Annotated in this window: 9 protein-coding genes; 5 read left to right on the top strand and 4 right to left on the bottom strand. The window is 71.5% G+C overall.

What is annotated here, in order from left to right; genetic code table 11:
- Positions 1-8: 8 nt before the first annotated feature.
- The 4 genes from WMF39_RS14735 to WMF39_RS14720 all read right to left on the bottom strand — a co-directional run bounded on the left by WMF39_RS14735 (position 9) and on the right by WMF39_RS14720 (position 7,318).
- Positions 9-1,844, bottom strand: a complete 1,836-nt coding sequence (locus tag WMF39_RS14735) for a glycoside hydrolase family 43 protein (RefSeq protein ID WP_437746138.1) — start codon at positions 1,842-1,844, stop codon at positions 9-11.
- A 368-nt stretch (positions 1,845-2,212) separates the two neighbouring features.
- The gene (locus WMF39_RS14730) at positions 2,213-3,619 is read right to left on the bottom strand and encodes a sigma-54-dependent transcriptional regulator (RefSeq protein WP_437746137.1); all 1,407 of its coding nucleotides are present in this window, start codon (positions 3,617-3,619) and stop codon (positions 2,213-2,215) included.
- A 239-nt stretch (positions 3,620-3,858) separates the two neighbouring features.
- Entirely contained in the window at positions 3,859-5,250 is a 1,392-nt protein-coding gene (locus tag WMF39_RS14725) for an SGNH/GDSL hydrolase family protein (protein ID WP_437746136.1), read from the bottom strand.
- Between the two features lie 799 nt (positions 5,251-6,049).
- Positions 6,050-7,318, bottom strand: coding sequence for a serpin family protein (locus tag WMF39_RS14720; RefSeq protein ID WP_437746135.1), 1,269 nt, complete (start codon positions 7,316-7,318; stop codon positions 6,050-6,052).
- Positions 7,319-7,720: 402 nt separating this feature from the next.
- On the opposite strand from WMF39_RS14720, the gene WMF39_RS14715 reads away from it, so the two are divergent.
- From WMF39_RS14715 to WMF39_RS14695, 5 genes are all read left to right on the top strand, one after another.
- A complete protein-coding gene (locus WMF39_RS14715; RefSeq protein ID WP_437746134.1) occupies positions 7,721-8,539 on the top strand; it encodes a class I SAM-dependent methyltransferase in 819 nt (272 codons plus the stop codon).
- Positions 8,532-9,191, top strand: a complete 660-nt coding sequence (locus tag WMF39_RS14710; RefSeq protein WP_437746133.1) for a class I SAM-dependent methyltransferase — start codon at positions 8,532-8,534, stop codon at positions 9,189-9,191. Before WMF39_RS14715 ends, WMF39_RS14710 begins: the two co-directional genes overlap by 8 nt.
- Positions 9,192-9,215: 24 nt before the next feature.
- Complete coding sequence (locus WMF39_RS14705; protein ID WP_437746132.1) at positions 9,216-11,495, top strand: hypothetical protein; 2,280 nt, start codon at positions 9,216-9,218, stop codon at positions 11,493-11,495.
- Between the two features lie 61 nt (positions 11,496-11,556).
- Positions 11,557-18,549 (top strand): pentapeptide repeat-containing protein, encoded by a 6,993-nt coding sequence (locus WMF39_RS14700; RefSeq protein ID WP_437746131.1) that lies wholly within the window; start codon positions 11,557-11,559, stop codon positions 18,547-18,549.
- Positions 18,546-20,498 carry a metallophosphoesterase gene (locus WMF39_RS14695; protein WP_437746130.1) on the top strand — a complete coding sequence of 651 codons (1,953 nt, stop codon included), beginning with the start codon at positions 18,546-18,548 and terminating at the stop codon, positions 20,496-20,498. The genes WMF39_RS14700 and WMF39_RS14695 overlap by 4 nt, the downstream gene beginning before the upstream one ends.
- The last annotated feature ends 304 nt before the right edge of the window (positions 20,499-20,802 follow it).

The raw sequence follows: 20,802 nt of genomic DNA, 5'->3' as shown, positions 1-20,802 counted from the left end.
CTCCCATCTTACGGCTTGGTTACCTCGAAGGACGCGACCTTCACCGAGCCGCCCAGAGACTGTGTGGCGTAGTTGAAGATGCCGAACCGGTAGCCGAGGAAGTACTGCCAGTTCTTGTTCATGTTGAGCGTGTTGCCCAGGTTGGTGAATCGGGCGCCGTCCGTGCTGTAGGAGAAGCGCGCCTGCGCGCCGCCGTTATCCGTGCGGACGTTGGCCTCCACGCGCAGCCAGATCGTGTTGCCGGACGCCTCGGCGGAAGCCACCTCGGTGCCCGTGCTCGTCGTGGCCCAGGAGGTGTTCATGTTGACCCCATTGGTCATCACGACGCGCGTCGCCCCGTTTGCCTTCTTGACCCCGATCCACGCCGACATGTCGCGCAGGGCAGCGAGGCCGGCGACATCGCCGTTCTGCATCTTGCTATGATCGAGCTCGATCGTCGCGATCGACACGGGCCCTTCGATGCGGCGCGTCAGCGTGTTTCGCGCGGCGTACAGATCGTTGGTCACCGTCGCGGTCTGCAGGGTCAGCCCGGCCCCGGACGACCACTTGGAGCTGTCGGGGTTGTGGTTCCACTCCCACTCGGGGCGCAGGGTCGCCTCCGCGAAGGTGTCCTTGGTCACAGGCGGCTTCACCCGGTTCGATCCGCAAGGCAGGTTCGGGAAGGGGTACGTACCTCCCCATTTGCCGTCCACCAGGGTGAGCGAGGGCCAGCCGTCGGCCCAGGTCATCGGGGCCATCACCGGGATGCGGCCCGCCGGGTACGAGTCGTTGAACCCGAGGTAGTACCAGTCGCCGTTCTGCGTCTGGACGACGCCGCCCTGGTGCGGGGCGCCGCCGGAGCCCGGAGCGCCGGCGTAGGGCAGCTTGACCGCGAAGGGCCGCAGCTCGTAGGGACCAAAGGGCCCACTCGTCGAGCGAAGCACGTACTCACCGTTCGCGTATTGCGTGGTGAAGATGTAGTAGTTTCCATCCTTCTTGATGAAGCGAGAGCCCTCCAGCGGTCCGGAGAGGTTGCCCGGCGTCTGGAACACCGTCTGACTCTTGACCTGGCTGAAGCCGTCTGCGCTCAGCTGCGCCACGCTGATCGTGTTGTTTCCGGAAGCCACGTACATGGTGTCGTCGTCGTCGATCAACAGCCCCATGTCGTAGTAGCAGCCGCCCTTGTGCTTCTCCCACGGACCTTCGGGGGACTTGGCCGTGAAGACCCAGCCGCCGCCCTTGTTGTGCATGCAGCCCATCCAGTAGAAGGTCTTGTTGCTCTCCCGGTACTGGAGCGTGGAAGCCCAGATGCCGTTGACATAGGATCGACCCCCGCTCAGGTCGTATGACGGGTCGACGTCCAGCAGGGGAACGGAGTGGGAGACGTATTCCCAGTGGACCAGATCGTAGGAGCGGAGCAGGGGCGCTCCAGGCGCATGGTGGAAGGTGGACGCCGTGTAGTAGTACGTGTCGTCCACGCGAATGACCTCCAGATCGGGGAGGTCTTGCCAGAGGAGAGGATTGGAGTAGGTCTCGGGGCAGACGGCGGGGGCGCCGCCGCCGTCGCCGCCGTCGCCGCCGCCGGCGCCGGGGTCACCTCCCCCGGACGCGGCCGAGCTTCCGCTGGCGCTCGTCGAACCGCCGCTCGTCGTTTGCCCATCGCTCCCGCCCGAGCCGCTGCTGCTCGAAACGCCCGCTCCAGGGCCGGTCGTCGCGCCCGTGGCGCCACCGCCGCCATCACCGTCGCCCACCTGCGACTCCCCGCTACAACCTGCGAGGAGAGCGAGGAGACAGGCAGCAGACGCCGCACCGCCTGCGCGTCGGTTGAGAGAGCGGGTGTTGATAGGTCGGGAAGGGAAGTGCATGGTGATGGCCCGATAAGAGGTGTCAGCGAGAGCGCGTGGCGCGCGGCTGTCAGACAAAAGAAAAACGAACGCGTCGAGGCGACGCGGCTCCTTGGTCGGGACGACTCGGCGTTGTCGCGCGGTCGCCGTCCAGAAGCATTCGCCCGAAATTTTCGGGAAAATTCACAGGGAGGCAGGGAGACGGGGAGTAAAATTCCACCGATCTCCCCGTCTCCCCGCCTCCCTGTTCAACTTCCCGCGAAAAATGCCAGCCCAAGGGAGGCTTTGTCAGGTCACCGCCCTGCCCGAGCGCGCCTGAGTCAATTGTGAACGTTCACATTCCACCAGTCAACCAAAATTGACGGGGGCGCGCCGCCGTCGACGGAGGCTCAGGAGCGCGGCCGGGGGATCCCGAGCCGCTGCCGCCGCTCCCACAGCGCCTTGCGGCTGATGCCGAGGCGGCGGGCGATCTCGGTCTCCGTCAGCTCGTGCTGGTGCTCGAGGACGAAGCGGCGGAAATAACCCTCGAGAGAGTCGGACGGGGGCTCTCCCTCGTGCGCGTCCGCGGCAGGCGCGGTCAACGGCGGTTGAGGGGGCGCGTCGAGCCCGAGCAGCTCCAGCCCGATCTCGCTCGCATCGGCGAGCACCATCGCGCGATGAACGGCGTTCTCCAGCTCCCGGATGTTGCCCGGCCAGGGGGCCGCCGCGATGGCGGCGCGCGCCTCCGGCGTCAGCGTGAGCGGCGCGCGGCCCATCGCCCACGCGCGCCGCCGGAGCAGCGACTCCGCGAGGCGCAGCGCATCGCCCGGCCGCTCGCGCAGCGGCGGGAGGCGGATCTCGAGGACCCGCAGCCGGAAGTAGAGGTCGCTCATGAACGATCCGTCGCGCACCATCGCCACGAGATCTCGGCGCGTCGCCGCGATGAGGCGCACGTCGACGCGCCGGGCGCGGGTCGCGCCCACGCGCCGCACCTCGCCCGTCTGGAGGAAGCGGAGGAGCCGCGCCTGGACCTTGGGCGGCAGCTCGGCGACCTCGTCGAGCAGCAGCGTCCCGCCCTCCGCGGCCTCGCAGAGCCCAGCGCGCGCCGAGATCGCGCCGGGGACGGCGCCGCGCTCGTATCCGAAGAGCTCCCCCTCGATCTGCCCCTCGGGGATGGCCGCGCAGTGGACCGGGACGAACGCCAGCTGCCTGCGCGGGCTCAGCCGGTGCACGGCGCGGGCGAGCGTCTCCTTGCCCGTGCCGCTCTCGCCGAGGACGAGCAGCGTCGCCTCGCTCGGGGCGACCTTGCGCACCCGCGCGAACACCTCGCGCATGGCCGCAGAGCCGCCGACCATGCCATCGAGCTCGTCGTCTTCAGTCGTAGGCGGCACGGGCGGCACGGGCGGCGCAGGCGGCGCGGGCACCGAGGCGCCTTTCGCGACGTCGGGGAGCGCGCTCCCCGCAGGCCGCGCGCCGGGGAGATGATGGTCGAGGAGGGCGACGAGCTCGGCATGATCGAACGGCTTCGACAGGTAATCCGCAGCGCCGCGCTTCACGGCGTCCACGGCCGCCTTCACCGTGGCGTAGCTCGTCATGAGCACGACCGGCGCGCCGCCGCACTGCCCGACGAGCGCGGTGCCCGGCGCGCCCGGCAGGCGCACGTCGGCCAGCACGAGATCGAACGCGCGCAGATCGTGATCCGCCGAGGCATCCTCGACCGACCCCGCCTCGATGACGTCGTGCCCATGACGAACGAGCAGCCGCCGGAGCTCCGTCCGGATGACGACCTCGTCCTCGACCAGCAGGATCCGGCTCACGGCGCCACCTCGAGCCCGCGCATGGGACAAGGCTACTCAGGACCGTTGCGGCTGAATACGCGAGGACGCATGGCGCAACGCGTCAACCCCAGCAGCTCAGTTGTCCAGGTTACTGATCGCAGCGCCATGCGAGGACCGAGGCGCATTCTCCACCGGGGGAGCGGGGGGTCTTCGCCGGGCGCGCAGGGGCTCCGAGCTCCGCGCGCCCGATCGTGCTCCCCCCACGATCGGCCTACGACTTATGGCTTGGGGACGAACAGCAAGAGGTCAACGGAATTCGCCATCGCCTCCAGGCCGGCCGGGTTCAGGTGCAGCCCGTCGCTCTCGAAGTTGAAGTCAGCTCTCAGCTTGGCGGGATCCTCGGGGTCGGCGACCGCCGGCTCGAAATCGATGACGTCGTCGAACTTGCCGCTCGTGCGGATCCAGGTGTTGACCGCCTGGCGGGTGGCCTCGTGCTCGGCGGTGTAGTACCCGTGGCCCTTGAACTGCGTGATGGGAGCTCCGTAAACGAGCATCCCCTTGTCATGCGCCTTGGTGATGAACTCGCTATAGGCCGCGATCAGGCCGTCGCCGACGGGCGGCGCGCTGTCGTTGCCGATGTCGTTCGTGCCGATGAACGTGATCAGCCATTTCGCGCCGCGCTGGTCCAGGACGTCACGCTGGAAGCGGGCCTTGGCGGTCGGCCCGAGCCCGCCGGCGAGCACGGTGCCCCCGCCGATGCCCAGGTTCAGCACGGCGACCTGCTGGGTCCCCTGATTGGAACGCAGGCGGCGAGACAGGAAGTCCGGCCAGCGGGTGTTCATGTCCGTGATCGAGCCACGGCCATCGGTGATCGAGTCACCGAGGATGACGACCGCCGCGGCCTCGGGGACCGCATCGACGTCGAGGCCCGTGATGTAGTACCAGTGCGCCGTGGACACAGGGGAGGTCAGGTTCGCCGCCGAGACCCCGTTGCCGGTCTGGATATACGAGTTGGTCCGCGAGCCCGGGTGTCCGGTGATCCCGGCCGGCACGGCGCCGAACTTGATGGTCACCGCCATCTTGGTGAGGGGCTTGATGGTGTACTCGATCGGATCGGAGAAGACCGTCTTGCCCACCGGGATGGTCACCGCATCGGCCCCCGCGAACTTCAGGGCATGGTCGGTGGCCACGTCGATGCCGTCGGCGGTCGTCGACTCCGCGATGTGGACCGACTCCATGGTCACCGGCCCGTCGCCGAACTCGTTCGAGAGCAGCAGTCGCACGCCCTTGCCGCCGATCGACGTATAGATCACCTGGCGCAGCGTGTTGTTGGCCAGGCCCGGCGCGGGCGGGTTGTTGTTGGTCTCGGTCAGCTGCGGACCGGTCGTCCACGTCCCGACCCAGTGCGCCTCCGCCGCGCCGCCGGCGCCTCCGCCGCCGCCGCCACCGACGCCCGTGGCCCCGCCGCCGCCGGTGGCGCCAGCGCCGCCCCCTCCGGTGTCGCCGCCGCCATCGCCGCCGCCGCCGCCAGAGGCATCACCCCCGCCGGAGCTCGCCGCGCTGCTCGAGCTGGACGTCGAGCTCGACGTGCTGCTCGATGTCGTGGTGTCCGTGTCATCGCCGCAGCCGGCGACAGCCAAAAACAGAAGAGCACAAAGTATTCTTCGCATGGTCCTCGACGCTCGAAAGATTGCTGTGTTCGCGATCGTTCGAATTGCCCCTCGGCGCACCGCCCCCGCCGACCAGCAGCTCCTTCAGCGCATTCGAACTTTCGATTTTTTTGATTTCAGCCGATAGCGCGCCGGTTCGCTCGTGCGCGCAGCGTCGCCCGGATCGAGCCCCGATCGATCGAAGAGCTCATCTGGATGGCTGCGCTGCCCACCGTCGATGTCCGGAGGCGCGCGGGAGAGCGCGGGCCGATGCCATGTCCCTCACACGCGCCATCGAGTGTGTCACACGAGGACTCGAACTACTACTCGGTTCATCGCCGGGAGGACGCCCGGGGCGCGCCGTCCGACCACGTGGCGTTACGTTCGGTAACGCTTCGATGCGCTCGCGTTACGTTCGGTAACACCCGGCGCAACGCGTCGTCGAGGCGCTTCGACCCATGACCCGAGGCCGCCGCGGGCCGCGCGGGCGGCGCGCCGGCCAGCCCGGCGCTGGCGGCGCACCGGTCCGAGGAATGATCTCGCGGTGGGGGTCAGGACGGAGCGCTCGGAGGGACCGGCGGCGGAGGGCCTCATGCACGTCCTCGCGCGTCCCGGTGCCGGCGAGGAGGTGCCACGCCCGGAGCGTCGGCAGGTCGCGCATGGCCTCCACGACCAACCGGAGAGGCGGCGGCATGGCTCCGAACCGAGCTTCGTAGAGCTCGATCGTCGCCCGCGCCATCCCCTTCGTGCGTCCCAGCTCGATGAACTGCTCGACGAGTTCCTGCGTGGTCATCCCAGCGCCGCGGCGGGCTTGGAGGCCTTACCTCGACGGATCGGCCACGCGGCCCGCAAACAGGATCGTTCGCTCCGCCTTGTTCTGGATGAAGAACACGAACGGTCGATCGAAGCGGATGACCGCAGGGTCGGGCGCCGCCGTCTCGCCGACGACCACCGCCGTCGCCGCCGCGGCCTCCGTGCCGGCCTCGTTCACGTCGACGAACGCCTGGTGGACCAGCGCGCTGATGGACAGGTTTCGCGCCCCGTCGATCCCCGAGAAATCCGCGTTGGTGAACGGGGCGGTCATGCCAAGCTCGCGGAGGGGCGGGATGAGATCGAACCGCGACTCCACCCTGAATTTCGGTAGCGTGATGGTGACGTTCCGCGTTTCCCGAAAGACGAGGAGCTCGCTGAGACGCCCGTAATTGAGGCCTGCCTCGAACTCGCCGAGGTCCGGCGGCAGCACGAGCACCATGGACAGACGGTCTTCCTCGTACGGCACTTCGACCACCTGGTACCCGTCGCTGTCTTTATATCGCATCTCCGCCGTGGTGGTCATCATCGGCACGGACACCGTGGAGCCGTCCGCCACCGTGAAGTCGCCCGGGGCCGTCGCGTCCTCGTCGAAGGGGAACATCCACGGCGCTTTGAAATAGATGGCGTTCGTCAACACGAGCCGCGTGGTGCTCTGGAGTTCGCCCTCCTGCAGAAGGTCCGCGATCCGGTCCTCGGTGCGCTCGGCCACCCAGCCGTTGATGACCTTCCGCGCCCCCTCGGCCGCCCCTGCGAAGTCGACGAGGCGCATCCCGGCCCCGTAATGCTCCGCGAGCACGTCGAGGAACGAAGGCAGGAACGGATGACCGTCCTGCCCCCAGAGCGCATTGACGACGTGGAGCTGGAACCCCGGGCGGCCCGCCCCGTTCGCTTCCGGGCCGTAGCTCACGAGCGCCCGATTCAGGACGTTGAATGCCGGATGCAGCCGCTCCTGCCGCAGCTTGAATTGCAGCGTGCGCTTCATCTGCTCCTCCGTCTCCGTACGCGCTCCCGCGTACGTCATCGCCAGAGCGCTCGACACGCTGTACGGCGAGTAGAAGAAGTTGCCCGGCTCGGCGCTGAGCTGGCGGTAAAGGTCGAGCGCAAAGATCGAGTTGCCCCAACCGAGATCATCGCGCTCGACGTCCGACACCTGCGGGTCGAGGATCTGTTGCTTCTCGGAGGCGGCGACGCACGGCGGGGCGCCTGGGTCGCTGCACCCGGAGGATGACGGCTCTGGTTCAGGATCGGAGCGGCCGGAGATGCAGCCGGCGAACATCAGGGACAATGGAAGGAGGGCTGAGAGGGCCTGGCGTTTGCGCATGCGGCCCGGCAGAGCAGGCGTCGTGCCAGAGCGAGGCGAGGGCCATTGCGGCCCGTGGGCGCCGACTCCCCGCTGACCCAGGGCACCTGTGGATAACGACGCTCCGCTGGCCGGGAGCGCCGCGGAGCGGCGTCTGCGATCGATGAGGCAGAGCTGGCCCATTGTGGCGCAGCTTCCGCCGCGCGCCCGCCGCCCCGGGGAGCGCCGATCCGATGTTAGGATGGGGCGCATGACCCTGCGGCACCGCGCTCTCGAAGCGCTCACGGCCATCGTCGAACCGACGGACGGTCCGCACCCGACCGGAGCGGTCCGCGCGTACCGGCGCTCCTTGCGCCTCCACGGGTGATGAGCGCTCCCATGGACCGAGAGTGGCCGCTCGACGCGGACGACTTCTCCGCCTACTACGCCTTCGCGCCCGCGGCGCTCGCCATCCGCGAGTGCGTGCGGCTGCGCGCCGTGCGCGAGCTCGATCTGCCGGAGCCGCTGCTCGACGTCGGCTGCGGCGACGGCCTGTTCGCGCGCCTCGCCTACCCGGACAAGCAGGCGTGGGGCATCGACATCAACCCGACCGAGGTGCAGCGCGCGCAGCGGACCGCGTCGTACCGCACGCTCATCTGCGGCAACATCGTCAACGTCCACCTGCCCGAGGGGTTCTTCGGCAGCGCCATCGCCAACTGCAGCCTCGAGCACGTGCCCGATCTCCACGGCGCCCTCGTGAACATCCGGCGCGCGCTCAGGCCCGGGGCGCGGTTCGTGCTCATCGTGCCCACGCCCGACTGGACGTACCAGCTCGCCCTGCCCGAGGCGCTCCGCTCCGTGGGCCTGGTCGGCCTCTCGCGCGCGTACGGCGACGCGCTCGATCGGGTCTTCTCGCACGTCCACCTCTACGACGAGGCGGGCTGGCGCGATCACCTCGCGCGCGCGGGCTTCGACCTCGTGGAGACGCGCCCCATCGCGGGCCGGCCGACCTCGTGGGCGTTCGACTTCATGCTGTACCCGAGCTTGCTCGGCTACGTGATGCGCAAGCTCACCGGCCGCTGGATCGCGATGCCAGCGCTCCGCCCGCTCACCGTCGACGTGGCGCGCGCCATGGTCAACGCGCTCGGGCGCCTCGCCCCGGGCGGCGACGCGGCCGCCGAGTACCTGCTCGTGGCGCAGGCAGGGCCCGATGGCTGAAACGGCGGCGCCGCCCGGCGACTACTTCTCGAACCACCGCCGCCGCGAGCGGTTCCCGTGGTCGCTCTACCACGGCGCGCTCACCCGCCCCCTCGCCCGCGCCATCGCCGCGCGCGGCCTGCGCCCGCGCGTGCTCCTCGTCGGCTGCGGCCTCGAAGGGGAGATCCCCGGCGCGCCGCCCGCGACCGAGCTCTACGGCTGCGATCTCGACGCGCGCGCCATCGAGGCGTGCCGGCGCCTCTACCCGGCGCGCGCAGCGCGCTTCGCCGTCTGTCCGGGGCCCTACGAGCTCCCGACGGGCGGCGGGTTCGACGGCCCGTTCGACGTCGTGCTCGCGAAGGAGGTCGTCGAGCACACCCTCGATCCGTCGCGCTGGGCGCGCGGGCTCTCGGCGCGCCTCGCGCCGGGCGGCGCGCTGCTGCTCACGACCCCGAACTACGGCCGCCTGTCGACGCTGCCGCTCCTCGAGGCCACGGTGCTCGAGTGGATCGCGCGCCGCGACGGCTTCTCGCGCAAGCACATCCACCCGAGCAAGTTCGACGAGCGCAGCCTCGCGGCGCTCGACGTCGGGGAGCGGATGCGGCTCGTGTCGGTGCGGCGCACGCTCACCGGCTGGTCGCTCCTCGGCACCTGGCAACGCGCCCCGGGCTGACCCGGGCGAAGGCGAGCTCCGCTGATGCTCTACCTCCTGCTCGCGCTCGGCGTCCTCGTCCTCCGGCTGGCCGAGCTCCGCGCGGGCGCGGCCGCCGGCCCCACCGCGCCCGCGCCCGCGCCGGTCGCAGCCGCCGCGCCCGGGCCCGCGCCGCGCCTCGCCTGGCTCGCCGCCGCCGCGGCGGTGGCGGTGGCGCTCCTGCCCGCGCTGCGCGACGCGCCCGCGCTCGCCGGGCCCGGCGCCGCGCTGTCGAAGGACACGATCTCGCACCTCGCCATCGCCTACGACATCGCGACGAGCGGCCTGCCGCACGGGTGGATCGCCACGAACAACGGCGGCTTCCCGATCGCGCTGCACTACCCGCCGGTCGGCTGGCTGCTCGTGGCGGCGCTGATCCGCCTCGGCGTCGCGCCGGTGGTCGCGGTGAAGGGGCTCGGCTTCGCGGCCTTCGTCGGGGCCCCGCTGGTCGTCCTCGCCGCGGCCCGCGCGGTCGGCGCGCGGCCCGCGTCGGCCGCCGCCGGCGCGGTGGCGCTCGCGTGGGTCGCGCCGTACGTGCAGTTCGCCGGCGGGTGGCCATCGTTCTTCCTCCTCGGGCTGCTCTCGCAGATCCTGGTCATCCCCCTCGTCATCGCGTGGGCCGCCGCGGTGATCCGCCCCGCCCGCTTCGAGCTCGGACCGGCGCTCGCCGCCGCCTGCGCGGCGACGCACCCGCAGGTCTTCACGGTGAGCGCCGCCGTCCTGGGCGCGGCCGCGATCGCCGCGTGGGATCGGCGGCTGTGCGCGCGCGTGCTCCGCTCGCTCGCCGGCGGCGGCCTGGTCGCGGCCGCGCTCTACGGCCCCGGCATCGCGTCGATGGCCGCGCCCTTCGGCTGGCCCGCCGGCCTCGGCTGGCGGCACATCGGCTTCGGGCCCGAGCGCGTGCTGCCGTGGATGCTCGATGGCGACCTGCTGGACCACGAGCACGCCCCGGTGATCGGCTCCGCGTGGATCGCCGCCTGCTTCCTCCATGCGACGCGCCTCCGCGCCCCGGTGTCGCGGGCCGTCCTCGCGGCGTCGGCGGTCGCGCTGCTCCTGTCGATGAGCGGCGGCTGGATCGTCGGCGCAGGCCCGCTCGGCCGCGCGCTGCTCTCGCTGTTCCAGCCGATGCGCGCCCTCGCCCTCCTGCCGCTCGTCGCGGCCGCGGCCATCCTCAGCGCGCTCGACCTCGCGGCGGCGGCGCTCGCGCGCATCGGCGCCGCGCTGGCAGCGCGGGGCGCGCGCCGCTCGCGCCCCGCGCTCGCCGGGCTCCTGCCAGCCGCGCTCGCCGCGGTCCTGCCGGCCGCGCTCGCGCTCGTCGCGGCCCTCGAGATCCCTGCCCGCGCGGCCGATCTCCACGTCCTTGCAGAGAAGCAGGCCGCGCTCGTCGCGTCGCGCGGCTGCCCGCCGCCCGCCGAGGGCTTCGACCCCGATCTCATCGCCCGCTGGCTCGCCGAGGCGCCGCACGGCCGCGCGAGCTACGCCGTCGAGGACGAGTTCGCGACCTGCTCGATGATGCACGCCGCCGATCTCCGCCGCGCGGTCCCGATGGCCGTCTCGACCGGCGCGGGCGCGCATGTGGGCGTTCACGCCGCGGCCTTCCTCGAGGTGGCGCCCGAGCGCCCCGGGAGCGCCGCGCGCGCGGAGGCGCTCGGCATCCGCACGCTCATCCACCTGACCACGCAGCGGCCGGGGCCGCCCGAGGCGTGGGCGCTCGTGGACAGGCGCGGCGAGGTCGAGCTGTCTCGGCGGGTGGGCGGCACGGACTACGTGGGGCTCGGGTGCGTGCGCGAGGTGTGGCGCGGCCAGGAGGCCGATCTGCTCGCGGCGCTCTTCGAGCACCTGAAGCAGCCGCGCACCGTGCTCGACACGCCTGGTGAGCTCGTGGCGCTGGAGGCCACACGCGGCCCGCTCGAGCGCATGGGCGTGGCCGACGACGGCTGCGACGCGGCCCGCGCCAGCGTGCGCGAGGTGCCGCGCGAGCCGGGCGCGTACGAGGCGTTCATCGACGCCGAGGCGCCGGTCGACGTCGTGTTCCGCGCGACGGCGTACAGCGGCTGGCGCGTGCGCGACGGCGGCGCCGAGCTGGCCCCGCGGCGCGTCGCCCCGGGCTTCTTCGCGGTGCGCGTCGGGCCCGGCCGGCACCACCTGGAGGCGGTGGTGGCGCTGCCGCGGTTTTACCTGCAGGCGCTCGCGCTCGCGTGCGGGGCCGCGCTCGCGCTGGGGGCGCCGCACCTCCGGCGGCCGATCTTCCGCAGGGGCCGGCTCCCAGTCACCGAGCGCCGGTGACTGGATGGCTCCGCCGGAGCAATGATAAAAGCAGACGCGCCGGGCAGCGGGGAGCGAACGAGTGCAGAAGGCGGCAGAGGGGTCGACGTACACGCGGGTTGCCGTCGTGCAGCTCGCTTATCATCCGGCGATCGTCGTGGATCGACGATCGCCGCTCGAGGATCCGCTCTTCGATCCGAAGGGAGCGTCGGACTCGTTGCTTCCCTCGCGGGGCGAGGTGCCGGAGGCGATCAAGCCGAAGCTGGACGCGCTCCGCCGGCGCGTCCGGGAGGCGTACGACGCGCAGCTCCTCGCGCGGATAAGGGCGGTGCTCGCCGCGTGCCGGGAGTACGGCGCCAGGATCGCGGTGCTCCCCGAGTACAGCGTCCCGTGGGAAATCCTCGAGGGCGTCGCCGAGGCCGCGGGCGATATGGTCGTCGTGGCCGGGACGCACACGTTCGACCGGGCAGCGCGGCGATCCGGGGTGTACGAGCGGCTCGGCGCGGCCGCGCTCCCCACGGTCGGACAGTCGGTGTGTCCGGTGCTCCACGGCGGCAGGCTGCTCAGCCTGCAGGCGAAGCTGAGCCCGGCGATCCCGGAGCGGAGCTCGATGCGGCCTGGCGCGACCTGGACGCCCGTCGAGATGCCCGACGGCTTCCCGGGGCCCATGGGCGTGCTGGTCTGTCTCGACTTCCTGTTTCGAGAGGGCGAACCGCACCGGAAGCTCGTGGCGGAGCGCCTCGGGGCGTGTCGATTCCTCGCCGTGCCGAGCCTGACGCCGCACCACACGCTGCCGGAGTTCGCCGGCAAGGCGTGGGAGGAGGCGCGCCGGTACGGGCGGCCGGTGCTCTATTGCGACGGCGCGGAGGGCGGCGGCACGTCGGTGTACGTCGACGAGGGGCAGGCGCATGACCTGCAGCGGTTTCCGGATCGCGCCGGGTACCTCGATCCGGGCGACGAAGGGGTGATCGTCGCCGACGTCGACCTCGGGTACGAGCGGGCCGGGAGGTCGACGCGGTACGAGGCGCCGAGGCCGGTGGTGCCGGTCGCCGAGGCGACGCTCGTGTACCGCGGGCACCCGGCCGGGGAGGCGTACGCGCGGTGGCTCGACGAGGCGCGGGAGCTGCTCGCGCGGGATGACGACGACGCGCTGGAGGCGGTCGTCACGCGGCTCGAGCAGGCGCGCGACGTGCTGCTGAACGCGGGCGCGCTCTCCGGGGCCGCGGCGCGGGGCAGACGGCTCAGGCGGCTGTACGGCGAGCTCGACAGGGTGACGAGCGTCGAGCAGCTGCGGCAGTTCACGCGGGAGGTGGTGCTCCCGGCGCAGGTGCTGCCGCTCGAGGCGCTGCGGGCGGCGATGGCCGGCGCGGCCGCCGACGTGGTGTTCGGGTGGATGGCGCAGAGGGAGGCGCGGGAGGCCGGGTTCGCCGAGGTCGAGGCGCGGCTCCGGAAGGCGGTGGACGCGACGCGGGGGGCCGGCGAGTGGACGAGCGACGGCGCGGCGGCGCTCGGGGCCGTGGCGCAGGCGGTGCGCGGCCCGCGCGAGGTCGACGAGAGCAGGCAGGACGAGAAGCCGGCGCCGGAGGTGCGGGTGGTGCTGCCGGGAGGGCTCGACCCGGCGGCGCTGGGGACGAGGCGGGTCGGAGGGTGGATCCTCGCGTTTCAGAGACGGCCCGCTGACCTGATCGAGGTCGTCAAGGGTCGCCTCCGGCGCGCGGCGGCGGCGGACGCTGAAGCGGGGCGGCCCGTCGAGGAGCTGGACGAGCACGGGCACGTCACGAGGTTCTCCGAGCATCAGATCAACGCGGCAGAGGACCTTCGCCTGCTCGCGATGGCGGAGGGGAGACAGCGTATCGCGACCATCGGCGTCTCGTCCGAGAGCCAGAGTGTTCCGCCGGCGATCCTGATCGCATCTTCCCGAGACGAGGGGTGGGTCCTCTGGACCGACGGCGGCGAGGGATCCCTCGGTGGTCGCTCGGAGGGACTGCTCGCCGCGCTCGCCGAGGCCGGGCTTGCGGGCGCCGCCTGCGACGCGGTCCCACTGGACGTGCGGCGGGACCGGATCGCGGGCCTCTTGCCTCGCTTCGGCGGGGCGCGCGCCGTGATCGCGGCGCTCCGCGACCAGCGGCTGCGCGAGGTCGACGGCAGGTTCGTGGAGCCCGACGCCCGTGTCGACGGCGGGGAGCCCACACCGATGCTCGGCGCCCTCGACGCATGGCTGTCGTCGGGCGAGCCGACGGCCCTCGTCCTCGGCGAGTTCGGGTTGGGGAAATCGACCGCGCTGGCCGTGTGGGCCGACAGGCGCTGGGAATCCGGGGCGACGCCGCTGCCGCTCCTCGTGAACCTCGCCGGCCCGTCCCCGTCGGCGAGCGCGGAGCAGCTCCTGCTCCAGGCCGCCGGGCTCGAGGATGCTCCCGAGAACCGCGCCGCCGTGCGCCTCCTCACGCGGCATCGCCTGCTCGTCCCCTGCTTCGACGGCTTCGACGAGATGGCGACGCGCCTCGAGGCCGCGGAGCTCGCAGGCCGGCTCTCCGGGCTGATCGAGATCGCTGCGGGCGGAGGAAAGGTGATCGTCTCCTCGCGGGACAACTACTTCCCCAGCCAGGCGCACCTCGCGACGACGACCGAAAGCGCGCTCTCGCAGGCGCTCGGCGCGCCGGCGGGGATCCGGCGCGTCGTGGTCCAGCCGTTCACCGACGATCACGTGCGCGATCTCGTGCGACAGATCCGCGGCGAGGGCGGCGCCACGGCGGCGCTCTCGCGCATCGCCGGGATCTACGACCTCAAGGACCTGGTGCACCGGCCGCTGCTGCTCGGGATGGTGCTGGCCACGCTGGACGACCTCTCTCCCGGCGCGCACGTCGGCCGGGCGGATCTCTACGAGGCGTACCTGAAGCGATGGCTCGACAACACGCGGAAGGACGATCCGGAGTGCTTCACGGACGAACAGAAGAAGGAGTTTGCAGAGGCGCTGGCCGAGCAGCTCTGGCGGTCTGGAAAGGCGACCTGCACGTGGCAGGAGCTTCAAGGCTCCGTCCGCGCTCGCCTCTTCCCGCTCCTGCCCGAGGGCATGCCGCCGGGCGCGGCGTTCCTGGAGATCCAGGGCGGAGCGTTCTTCGTCCACGAGGGTGAGGACGGGTATCGCTTCGCGCACAAGTCGTTCCTCGAATACTTCCTCGCCCGCGCGCTGGTCGCGACGCTGCCTGAACGGCCGGAGGAGGCGCTCCGGACAAGGCCGATCACGCAGGAGGTCGCGGCGTTCATCGGAGAGATCCTGAGGGCGGACGGGGAGCCGAGGCGCGCGAGCGCGGTGCGCGCGGTCCAGTCGTTCCTGGCGGAGGCTCGGCGGCCGCTCCAGCGACCCGGTGAGGCCGCCGAGAACGCTCTCCGGCTGCTGCTCGGCCTCTCTCGATGGGCAGGCGATGCGGCGGACTGGATCCCGGGCGACGCGGATCTCCGCGGGGCGCAGCTCGCCGGTGAGGATCTTCGTGGGGCGCGCCTCGCCGGCGCGAAGTTGGAGGATGCGAACCTCGCCGGCGCCGACCTCTCCGGGGCGGAGCTGACGGGCGCCGTGTTGAGCGGTGCCACGCTGTCGGGCGCGAAGCTCGACGGAGCGCTCCTCCGAGGCGTGGTCGCGCATCGCGCAGACTTCACCCAGGCCGAGGCGAACGGTGCCGTGGTCGAGGTGGCGGACCTCACGGGCGCGGTCCTCCGGCAGTCGACCTGGACAGGATGCTTCTGGAGGGGCGCGCGGGCCGAGGGCGCCGACGTGAGCGCATGGCTAGCTACGGGAGAGAACGAGTTCCTCGAGCGCGGGCGGAACCTTGCTCCGGTACCGCCGCAGGCGCAGGCGGAGCTCGTCTCGGGACACACCTCAACCATCAATGCGCTTGCCTGGGCGCCTGACGGAAAGCGCCTGGCGAGCGCCGGAGACGACGGGACGGTGCGCCTCTGGGACTCGGGCACCGGAAAGGAGATCGCTCGCCTCGAGGGACATGGAGATGGGGTCAGTGCCGTAGCCTGGCACCCTGACGGCAAGCGCCTGGCAGCCGCCGGATTCGACTGGACGGTACGCCTATGGGACCCGGGCACCGGAAAGGAGATCGCTCGCCTCGAGGGAGATTCGGGTTGGGTCAGCGCCGTGGCCTGGCACCCCGACGGCAAGCGCCTGGCGAGCGCCGGTGACGACTCGACAGTGCGCCTCTGGAATGCAGACACCGGCAACGAGCTCGCTCGCCTCGAAGGACATTCGGATTCGGTCAGGGCCATAGCCTGGCACCCCGACGGCAAGCGCCTGGCGAGCGCCGGATTCGACGGGACGGTGCGCCTCTGGGACCCGGACACAGGAAATGAGCTCGCCGCCCTCGAAGGACATTCGGGTTGGGTCGGTGCCGTGGCCTGGCATCCCGACGGCAAGTGCCTGGCGAGCGCCGGATACGACAAGACGGTGCGCCTCTGGGACCCGGACACAGGAAATGAGCTCGCCGCCCTCGAAGGACATTCGGGTTGGGTCGGTGCCGTGGCCTGGCATCCCGACGGCAAGTGCCTGGCGAGCGCCGGATACGACGGGACGGTGCGCCTCTGGGACCCGGACACAGGAAACGAGCTCGCCCGACTTGGGGAACACCTATTCGGCATTATGGCCGTGGCCTGGCACCCCGACGGAAAGCGCCTGGCGAGCGCCGGATACGACACGACGGTACGCCTCTGGGACCCGGGCACAGGAAACGAGCTCGCTGCCCTCGAAGGACATTCGATGGGGGTCAGTGCCATGGCCTGGCACCCCGACGGCAAGTACCTGGCGAGCGCCGGATACGACAAGACGGTGCGCCTGCGGGACCCGGACACAGGAAACGAGCTCGCTGCCCTCGAAGGACATTCGATGGGGGTCAGCGCTGTGGCCTGGCACCCCGACGGAAAGCGCCTGGCGAGCGCCGGATACGACGGGACGGTGCGCCTCTGGGACCCGGACACAGGAAACGAGCTCGCTGCCCTCAAAGGACACCAATCGAGCATCACTGCCGTAGCCTGGCACCCCGACGGAAAGCGCCTGGCGAGCGCCGGATACGACACGACGGTACGCCTCTGGGACCCGGACACAGGAAACGAGCTCGCTGCCCTCGAAGGACATTCGAGCGGGGTCACTGCCGTGGCCTGGCACCCCGATGGAAAGCGCCTGGCGAGCGCCGGAAACGACGGGACGGTGCGGCTCTGGGACCTGGACACCGGAAACGAGCTCGCTCGCCTCGAAGGACATTGTGATTGCGTCACTGCCCTGGCCTGGCACCCCGACGGAAAGCGCCTGGCGAGCGCCGGAAACGACGAGACGGTGCGCCTCTGGGACCCGGACACAGGAAACGAGCTCGCTCGCCTCGAAGGACATTCAGATTGGGTCACTGCCGTGGCCTGGCACCCCGACGGCAAGTGCCTGGCGAGCGCGGGAGACGACAAGACGGTGCTCCTCTGGGACCCGGACACCGGAAACGAGCTCGCTCGCTTCGAGGGTCATCCCTCCCGGATCTGGACGATTGCCTGGCACCCCGCCGGCAAGCGCCTGGCGAGCGCCTGCGACGACTCGGTACGGATCTGGAACGCCTTCGACCGCAGGCTCCTCGCCTCGTTCGAGTCCGCAGGCCCGGCCAGCCTCACCCGCACCGCCGGTGGCTTCTGCTCGTTCGGTAACCTCCACCCCGATCGCGCCCGCCTCGCCCTCCGGCGCCCCGACGCGACGACGACGCTTTACCTTCCCCTCGCCGGCTTCCGCGACGTCCTCCACCGCCCCGACAAGGTGAAAGCTGCGCTCGCCGGAGATCTCAGCGGCGACAACCTCGGCGAAGAGCTCGTCAGGCACGGCTATGCGGACGGCGTCCCTTGGGATGGCGAAGAGCACTTCATCACGGCTGGTCCCGCGGCCCCCGCCCCCACCGCTGCTGTCCCCGGGACGGCCGCCCCTGCGCCAGCGCTCACCGCTCCTGCGCTCGCCGCGACTGCCCCCGCAGCCGCCGCCCCGGCCCGCGCGCGCGCGCCTGCCATTCGCGAGCTCGCTCTCGAATCGCTCTCCGCCCCCGCAGCCGCCCTCCCCAACCCCTTCCGCCCCGGCCCCGCCCTCACCGACGCTTCTGCCCTCCCCGGCCGCGCCCCCGTCGTCGCCGAGCTCCTCGCCCTCATCGACAGCCGCAGCCCCGCGGTCCTCCGCGGCCCGCGCCGCTCGGGCAAGACCTCCATCCTCCACCACCTCGCCGCGCGCCTCTCCCCTGCCCGCGCCGTCCACCACCGCTCTCTCGAGGGCCGTGCCTCTCCCCTTCGCACCGCCGACGATCTCGCCGTCTTCCTCGACCCCTCTCTCCAGTCCGACGTCACCCCTGCGCTCACCCTCCGCGATCGCCTCTCCAGCGCCGGCGATGCCGTCCTGCTCCTCGACGAGGTCGCCAATCTCCACCAGGCCGACGCCACCGTCTTCGCGTGGCTGCGCGCCGTGGGCCAGGAGCAGACCAGCGTCGTCCTCGTCGGCTCGCACTGGGACTGGGTCACCGTCGTCGAGCACGCCTTCGCCGCGGCCCCGGGCTCCTCGTTCGGCAACGACGTCACCCCGGTCAACCTCGGCCCTCTCCCCGAGGAGGACGCGATCCGCTTCCTCGTCGACACCACCCCTCCCGACGTCCCCATGGAGGCCGAGCGGACCGCCCGCTGGATCGTCGAGCTCTGCGGCCCATGGCCGTTCTATCTCCAGGTCATGGGCTACGCCCTTGTCCAGGCCGTCCGCGCCGGCCAGCGCCGCGCCCTGGTCGAGCGCGCCGGCGTCCGCGAGCTCTACGAGCAGCGCCTGCTCCTCGACCGCGACGCCGCCTTCTTCCGCGCCCGCTGGGCCGAGCTGCCCGAGCGCGCGCGCGCCGTCCTCGGCGCCCTCCGCGGCGCCCCCGACGCGGCGCTGCCCGAGGTGCGCAAGCTGCCTTCCGAGGACGTCGCCGTCCTCTGCGATGCGGGCCTCTGCGACGCGCTCGGGGCCTGGCTCGCGGATCCACCGTTTTTCGACTGGATTCGACGCATCGCCAGGCAGACAGGGAGGGAGTCATGACACGCGCGTTCGACGTGAGGAGACCGTACTCGCCGGAGCGCGACGTCCGCGATCACAGCCACCTCCTGGATCTCTTGATGTCCCTGCCCACGAACGGCGTGATATGGCCGCTCGTCGGCGCGCGCAGGGCCGGGAAGACGTGGACGCTCAAGGCGCTCGAGCACCACCTCGGCCTCGCCGACAAGACGAGCGTGCGTTACCTCGACCTCCGCAAGTTCGGCCGGGCGCTCCCCAGCGTGCCGCCGGGGACAACGCTCCTCCTGGATGAGCCGCAGCTCGCCGGCCAAGGCGGCAGCCCGCGCGACGCGAGCGCCTTCCTGCGCTGGTGCGTCGACCTCTACACCAACAACACAAGGATCTTCCTGGCGATGAGCCCCGCCGAGTGGATCGCGCTCGAACGCGCGGCCTCCGGCGACGCCGGGCTCGTCTGCTCGCGGGACATGCGCTTCCTCGATCCCCTCTCGCACAGCGAGGCGCTCAAGCTCGCCCGCACCGCGGTGTCGAGGGCGCTCCTCCCCGACCTGCCCGCCGCCTGGCGCCGGAATCCCTTCCTGCTCGAGCTCGTCTTCGAGCTCGCCGAGCAATCTCCCGCTCTGGCGAACACCTCATGGGCGCTCCTGCGAACGGCGCGCGTGCGCAGCGAGCTCCTGGAGTTCGGCTATCACCGCGCCGTGTTCGAGGACGGGCTGACCGACGCGCAGCGGAGCGCGCTCCGCGAGATCGCGCGCGGCGCAGCGCCTCGCGACGAGAATGTCGATCTGCTCGAGCGCTGCGGCCTCGTGCAGCAGCGGGACGGACGCCCCGTCCTCGCCGATCCGATCCTCGAAGCGAACCTGTGCCCACTGCGGATCCACCATGTCTCGGATATCCATTTCGGCCCGAAATCCGCCGAGCGCGTCGACGTGAAGGAGAGGAACCAGCACGGCAACACCATGAAGGGCGGGCTGGGCCCCCCGCGCGTCTGCGATCATTACGTCGAGCACGTCGCCGAGCTCGCCGCGGCCGGCCGCGCGCCGCACCTGCTCGTCGTGTCCGGTGACGTCGCCGAGTGGGCCGACGACGACCAGTACGCCGAGGCCCGCCTCTGGCTCGATCAGGTCTCCAGGCACCTCGCCAATCACCCTCGCCTCCCGCCCGACGAGCCCAACGTGCTGCTCGTGGGCGGCAATCACGACGTCGACTGGCGGCAGGCGACGGGGCCCGCGCAGGCCGGGACGCAGGCGCGCCACGCGCCTTTCGCGCGGGCGTTCGGCGATCACCCGCGCTGCGCGCGGCCGCCGCTCGAGGAGCCGCCGGCGACGCGGGCGCTCGCGGTGGCGCGGTATGCGGATCTCGGGGTGGAGTTCGCGCTGCTCGGGTCGGCGGAGTTCGGCGGCCAGGAGGAGGAGGATCCGGTCCGGGACGAGCTCCTCTCGCTCATCGGCCGCCTGCGGCGAGGCGCCATGGAGGAGCCGGACGCGGAGCGCGCCGCGGCGCTGCGCGACCACGTGGCGCGCATCGATCCCGGTTTGGTCCACAACGCGGATCTCCAGCGCCTGCGCAGGGCGCAGTGGCACGCGCCGATCCGGATCGCGGTCCTCCATCACCCGGTGTCCCCGCTGCCGTCCACCGAGCTCGCCCGCTTCGGCGGCCTGATCAACGCCGGTGAGGTGAAGGACGCGCTGGCCCACAAGGAGTTCTGCCTGGTGCTCCACGGCCACAGCCACACAGGCTGGTTCGGCAAGGAGCAATGGCCGGAGCGGCACGAGGACTGGACGATCCGTATCGCCGCGGCGCCGTCGCTCTCGAGCCGAGAGGTGCAGGAGCACAACGGCTACAACGAGATCGAGATAGCGCGCGACGGCGTGGGCGGCGAGGTCGGCTATCACATCCACGTGAGGCGCATGGTGAGAGAGGGCGCGACCTGGACGCGGCGAGCGTCGATGGGGCCGTTCGCGCCAGGGAAGTAGCGCCGCGGCCGAGCGCACGCCCCCGCAGCGGGGGTCGCATAGCCACGCGTGGACGGTTTGCGGTCTGAGCTCGGGCCTGTCGGAGCTCTTGCGATGCTTGCGCCGAGACCTCCGGCTCGAGGCTGTCCATGGCCAGACGTCTGGCTGACGGGGCAACAACTTCTCTGACATAGAGGGGCGCGCATTAGCGCACGCCCGGAACGGATCAACTCCTCTGCAATCGGAGCTGCTCGCCGAGTTTCTATTTGACGCCCAGACCACACTCAGAAGAATGGTGCCTGTACCCACACCGCGTGTCGCGGCT

This window comes from Sorangium sp. So ce1504 (assembly GCF_051521635.1).
Classification (GTDB): domain Bacteria; phylum Myxococcota_A; class Polyangia; order Polyangiales; family Polyangiaceae; genus Sorangium; species Sorangium cellulosum_B.
Note: the sequence above shows the minus strand (reverse complement) of the source record. Positions and strands in the feature narration are given on the sequence as shown.

Excerpts from the sequence above, each read along its gene's own strand:
- WMF39_RS14725 (WP_437746136.1), bottom strand. The coding sequence starts at position 5,250 with ATGCGAAGAATACTTTGTGCTCTTCTGTTTTTGGCTGTCGCCGGCTGC.
- WMF39_RS14720 (WP_437746135.1), bottom strand. The coding sequence starts at position 7,318 with ATGTTCGCCGGCTGCATCTCCGGCCGCTCCGATCCTGAACCAGAGCCG.
- WMF39_RS14715 (WP_437746134.1), top strand. The coding sequence starts at position 7,721 with ATGGACCGAGAGTGGCCGCTCGACGCGGACGACTTCTCCGCCTACTAC.
- WMF39_RS14710 (WP_437746133.1), top strand. The coding sequence starts at position 8,532 with ATGGCTGAAACGGCGGCGCCGCCCGGCGACTACTTCTCGAACCACCGC.
- WMF39_RS14735 (WP_437746138.1), bottom strand. The coding sequence starts at position 1,844 with ATGCACTTCCCTTCCCGACCTATCAACACCCGCTCTCTCAACCGACGC.
- WMF39_RS14695 (WP_437746130.1), top strand. The coding sequence starts at position 18,546 with ATGACACGCGCGTTCGACGTGAGGAGACCGTACTCGCCGGAGCGCGAC.
- WMF39_RS14705 (WP_437746132.1), top strand. The coding sequence starts at position 9,216 with ATGCTCTACCTCCTGCTCGCGCTCGGCGTCCTCGTCCTCCGGCTGGCC.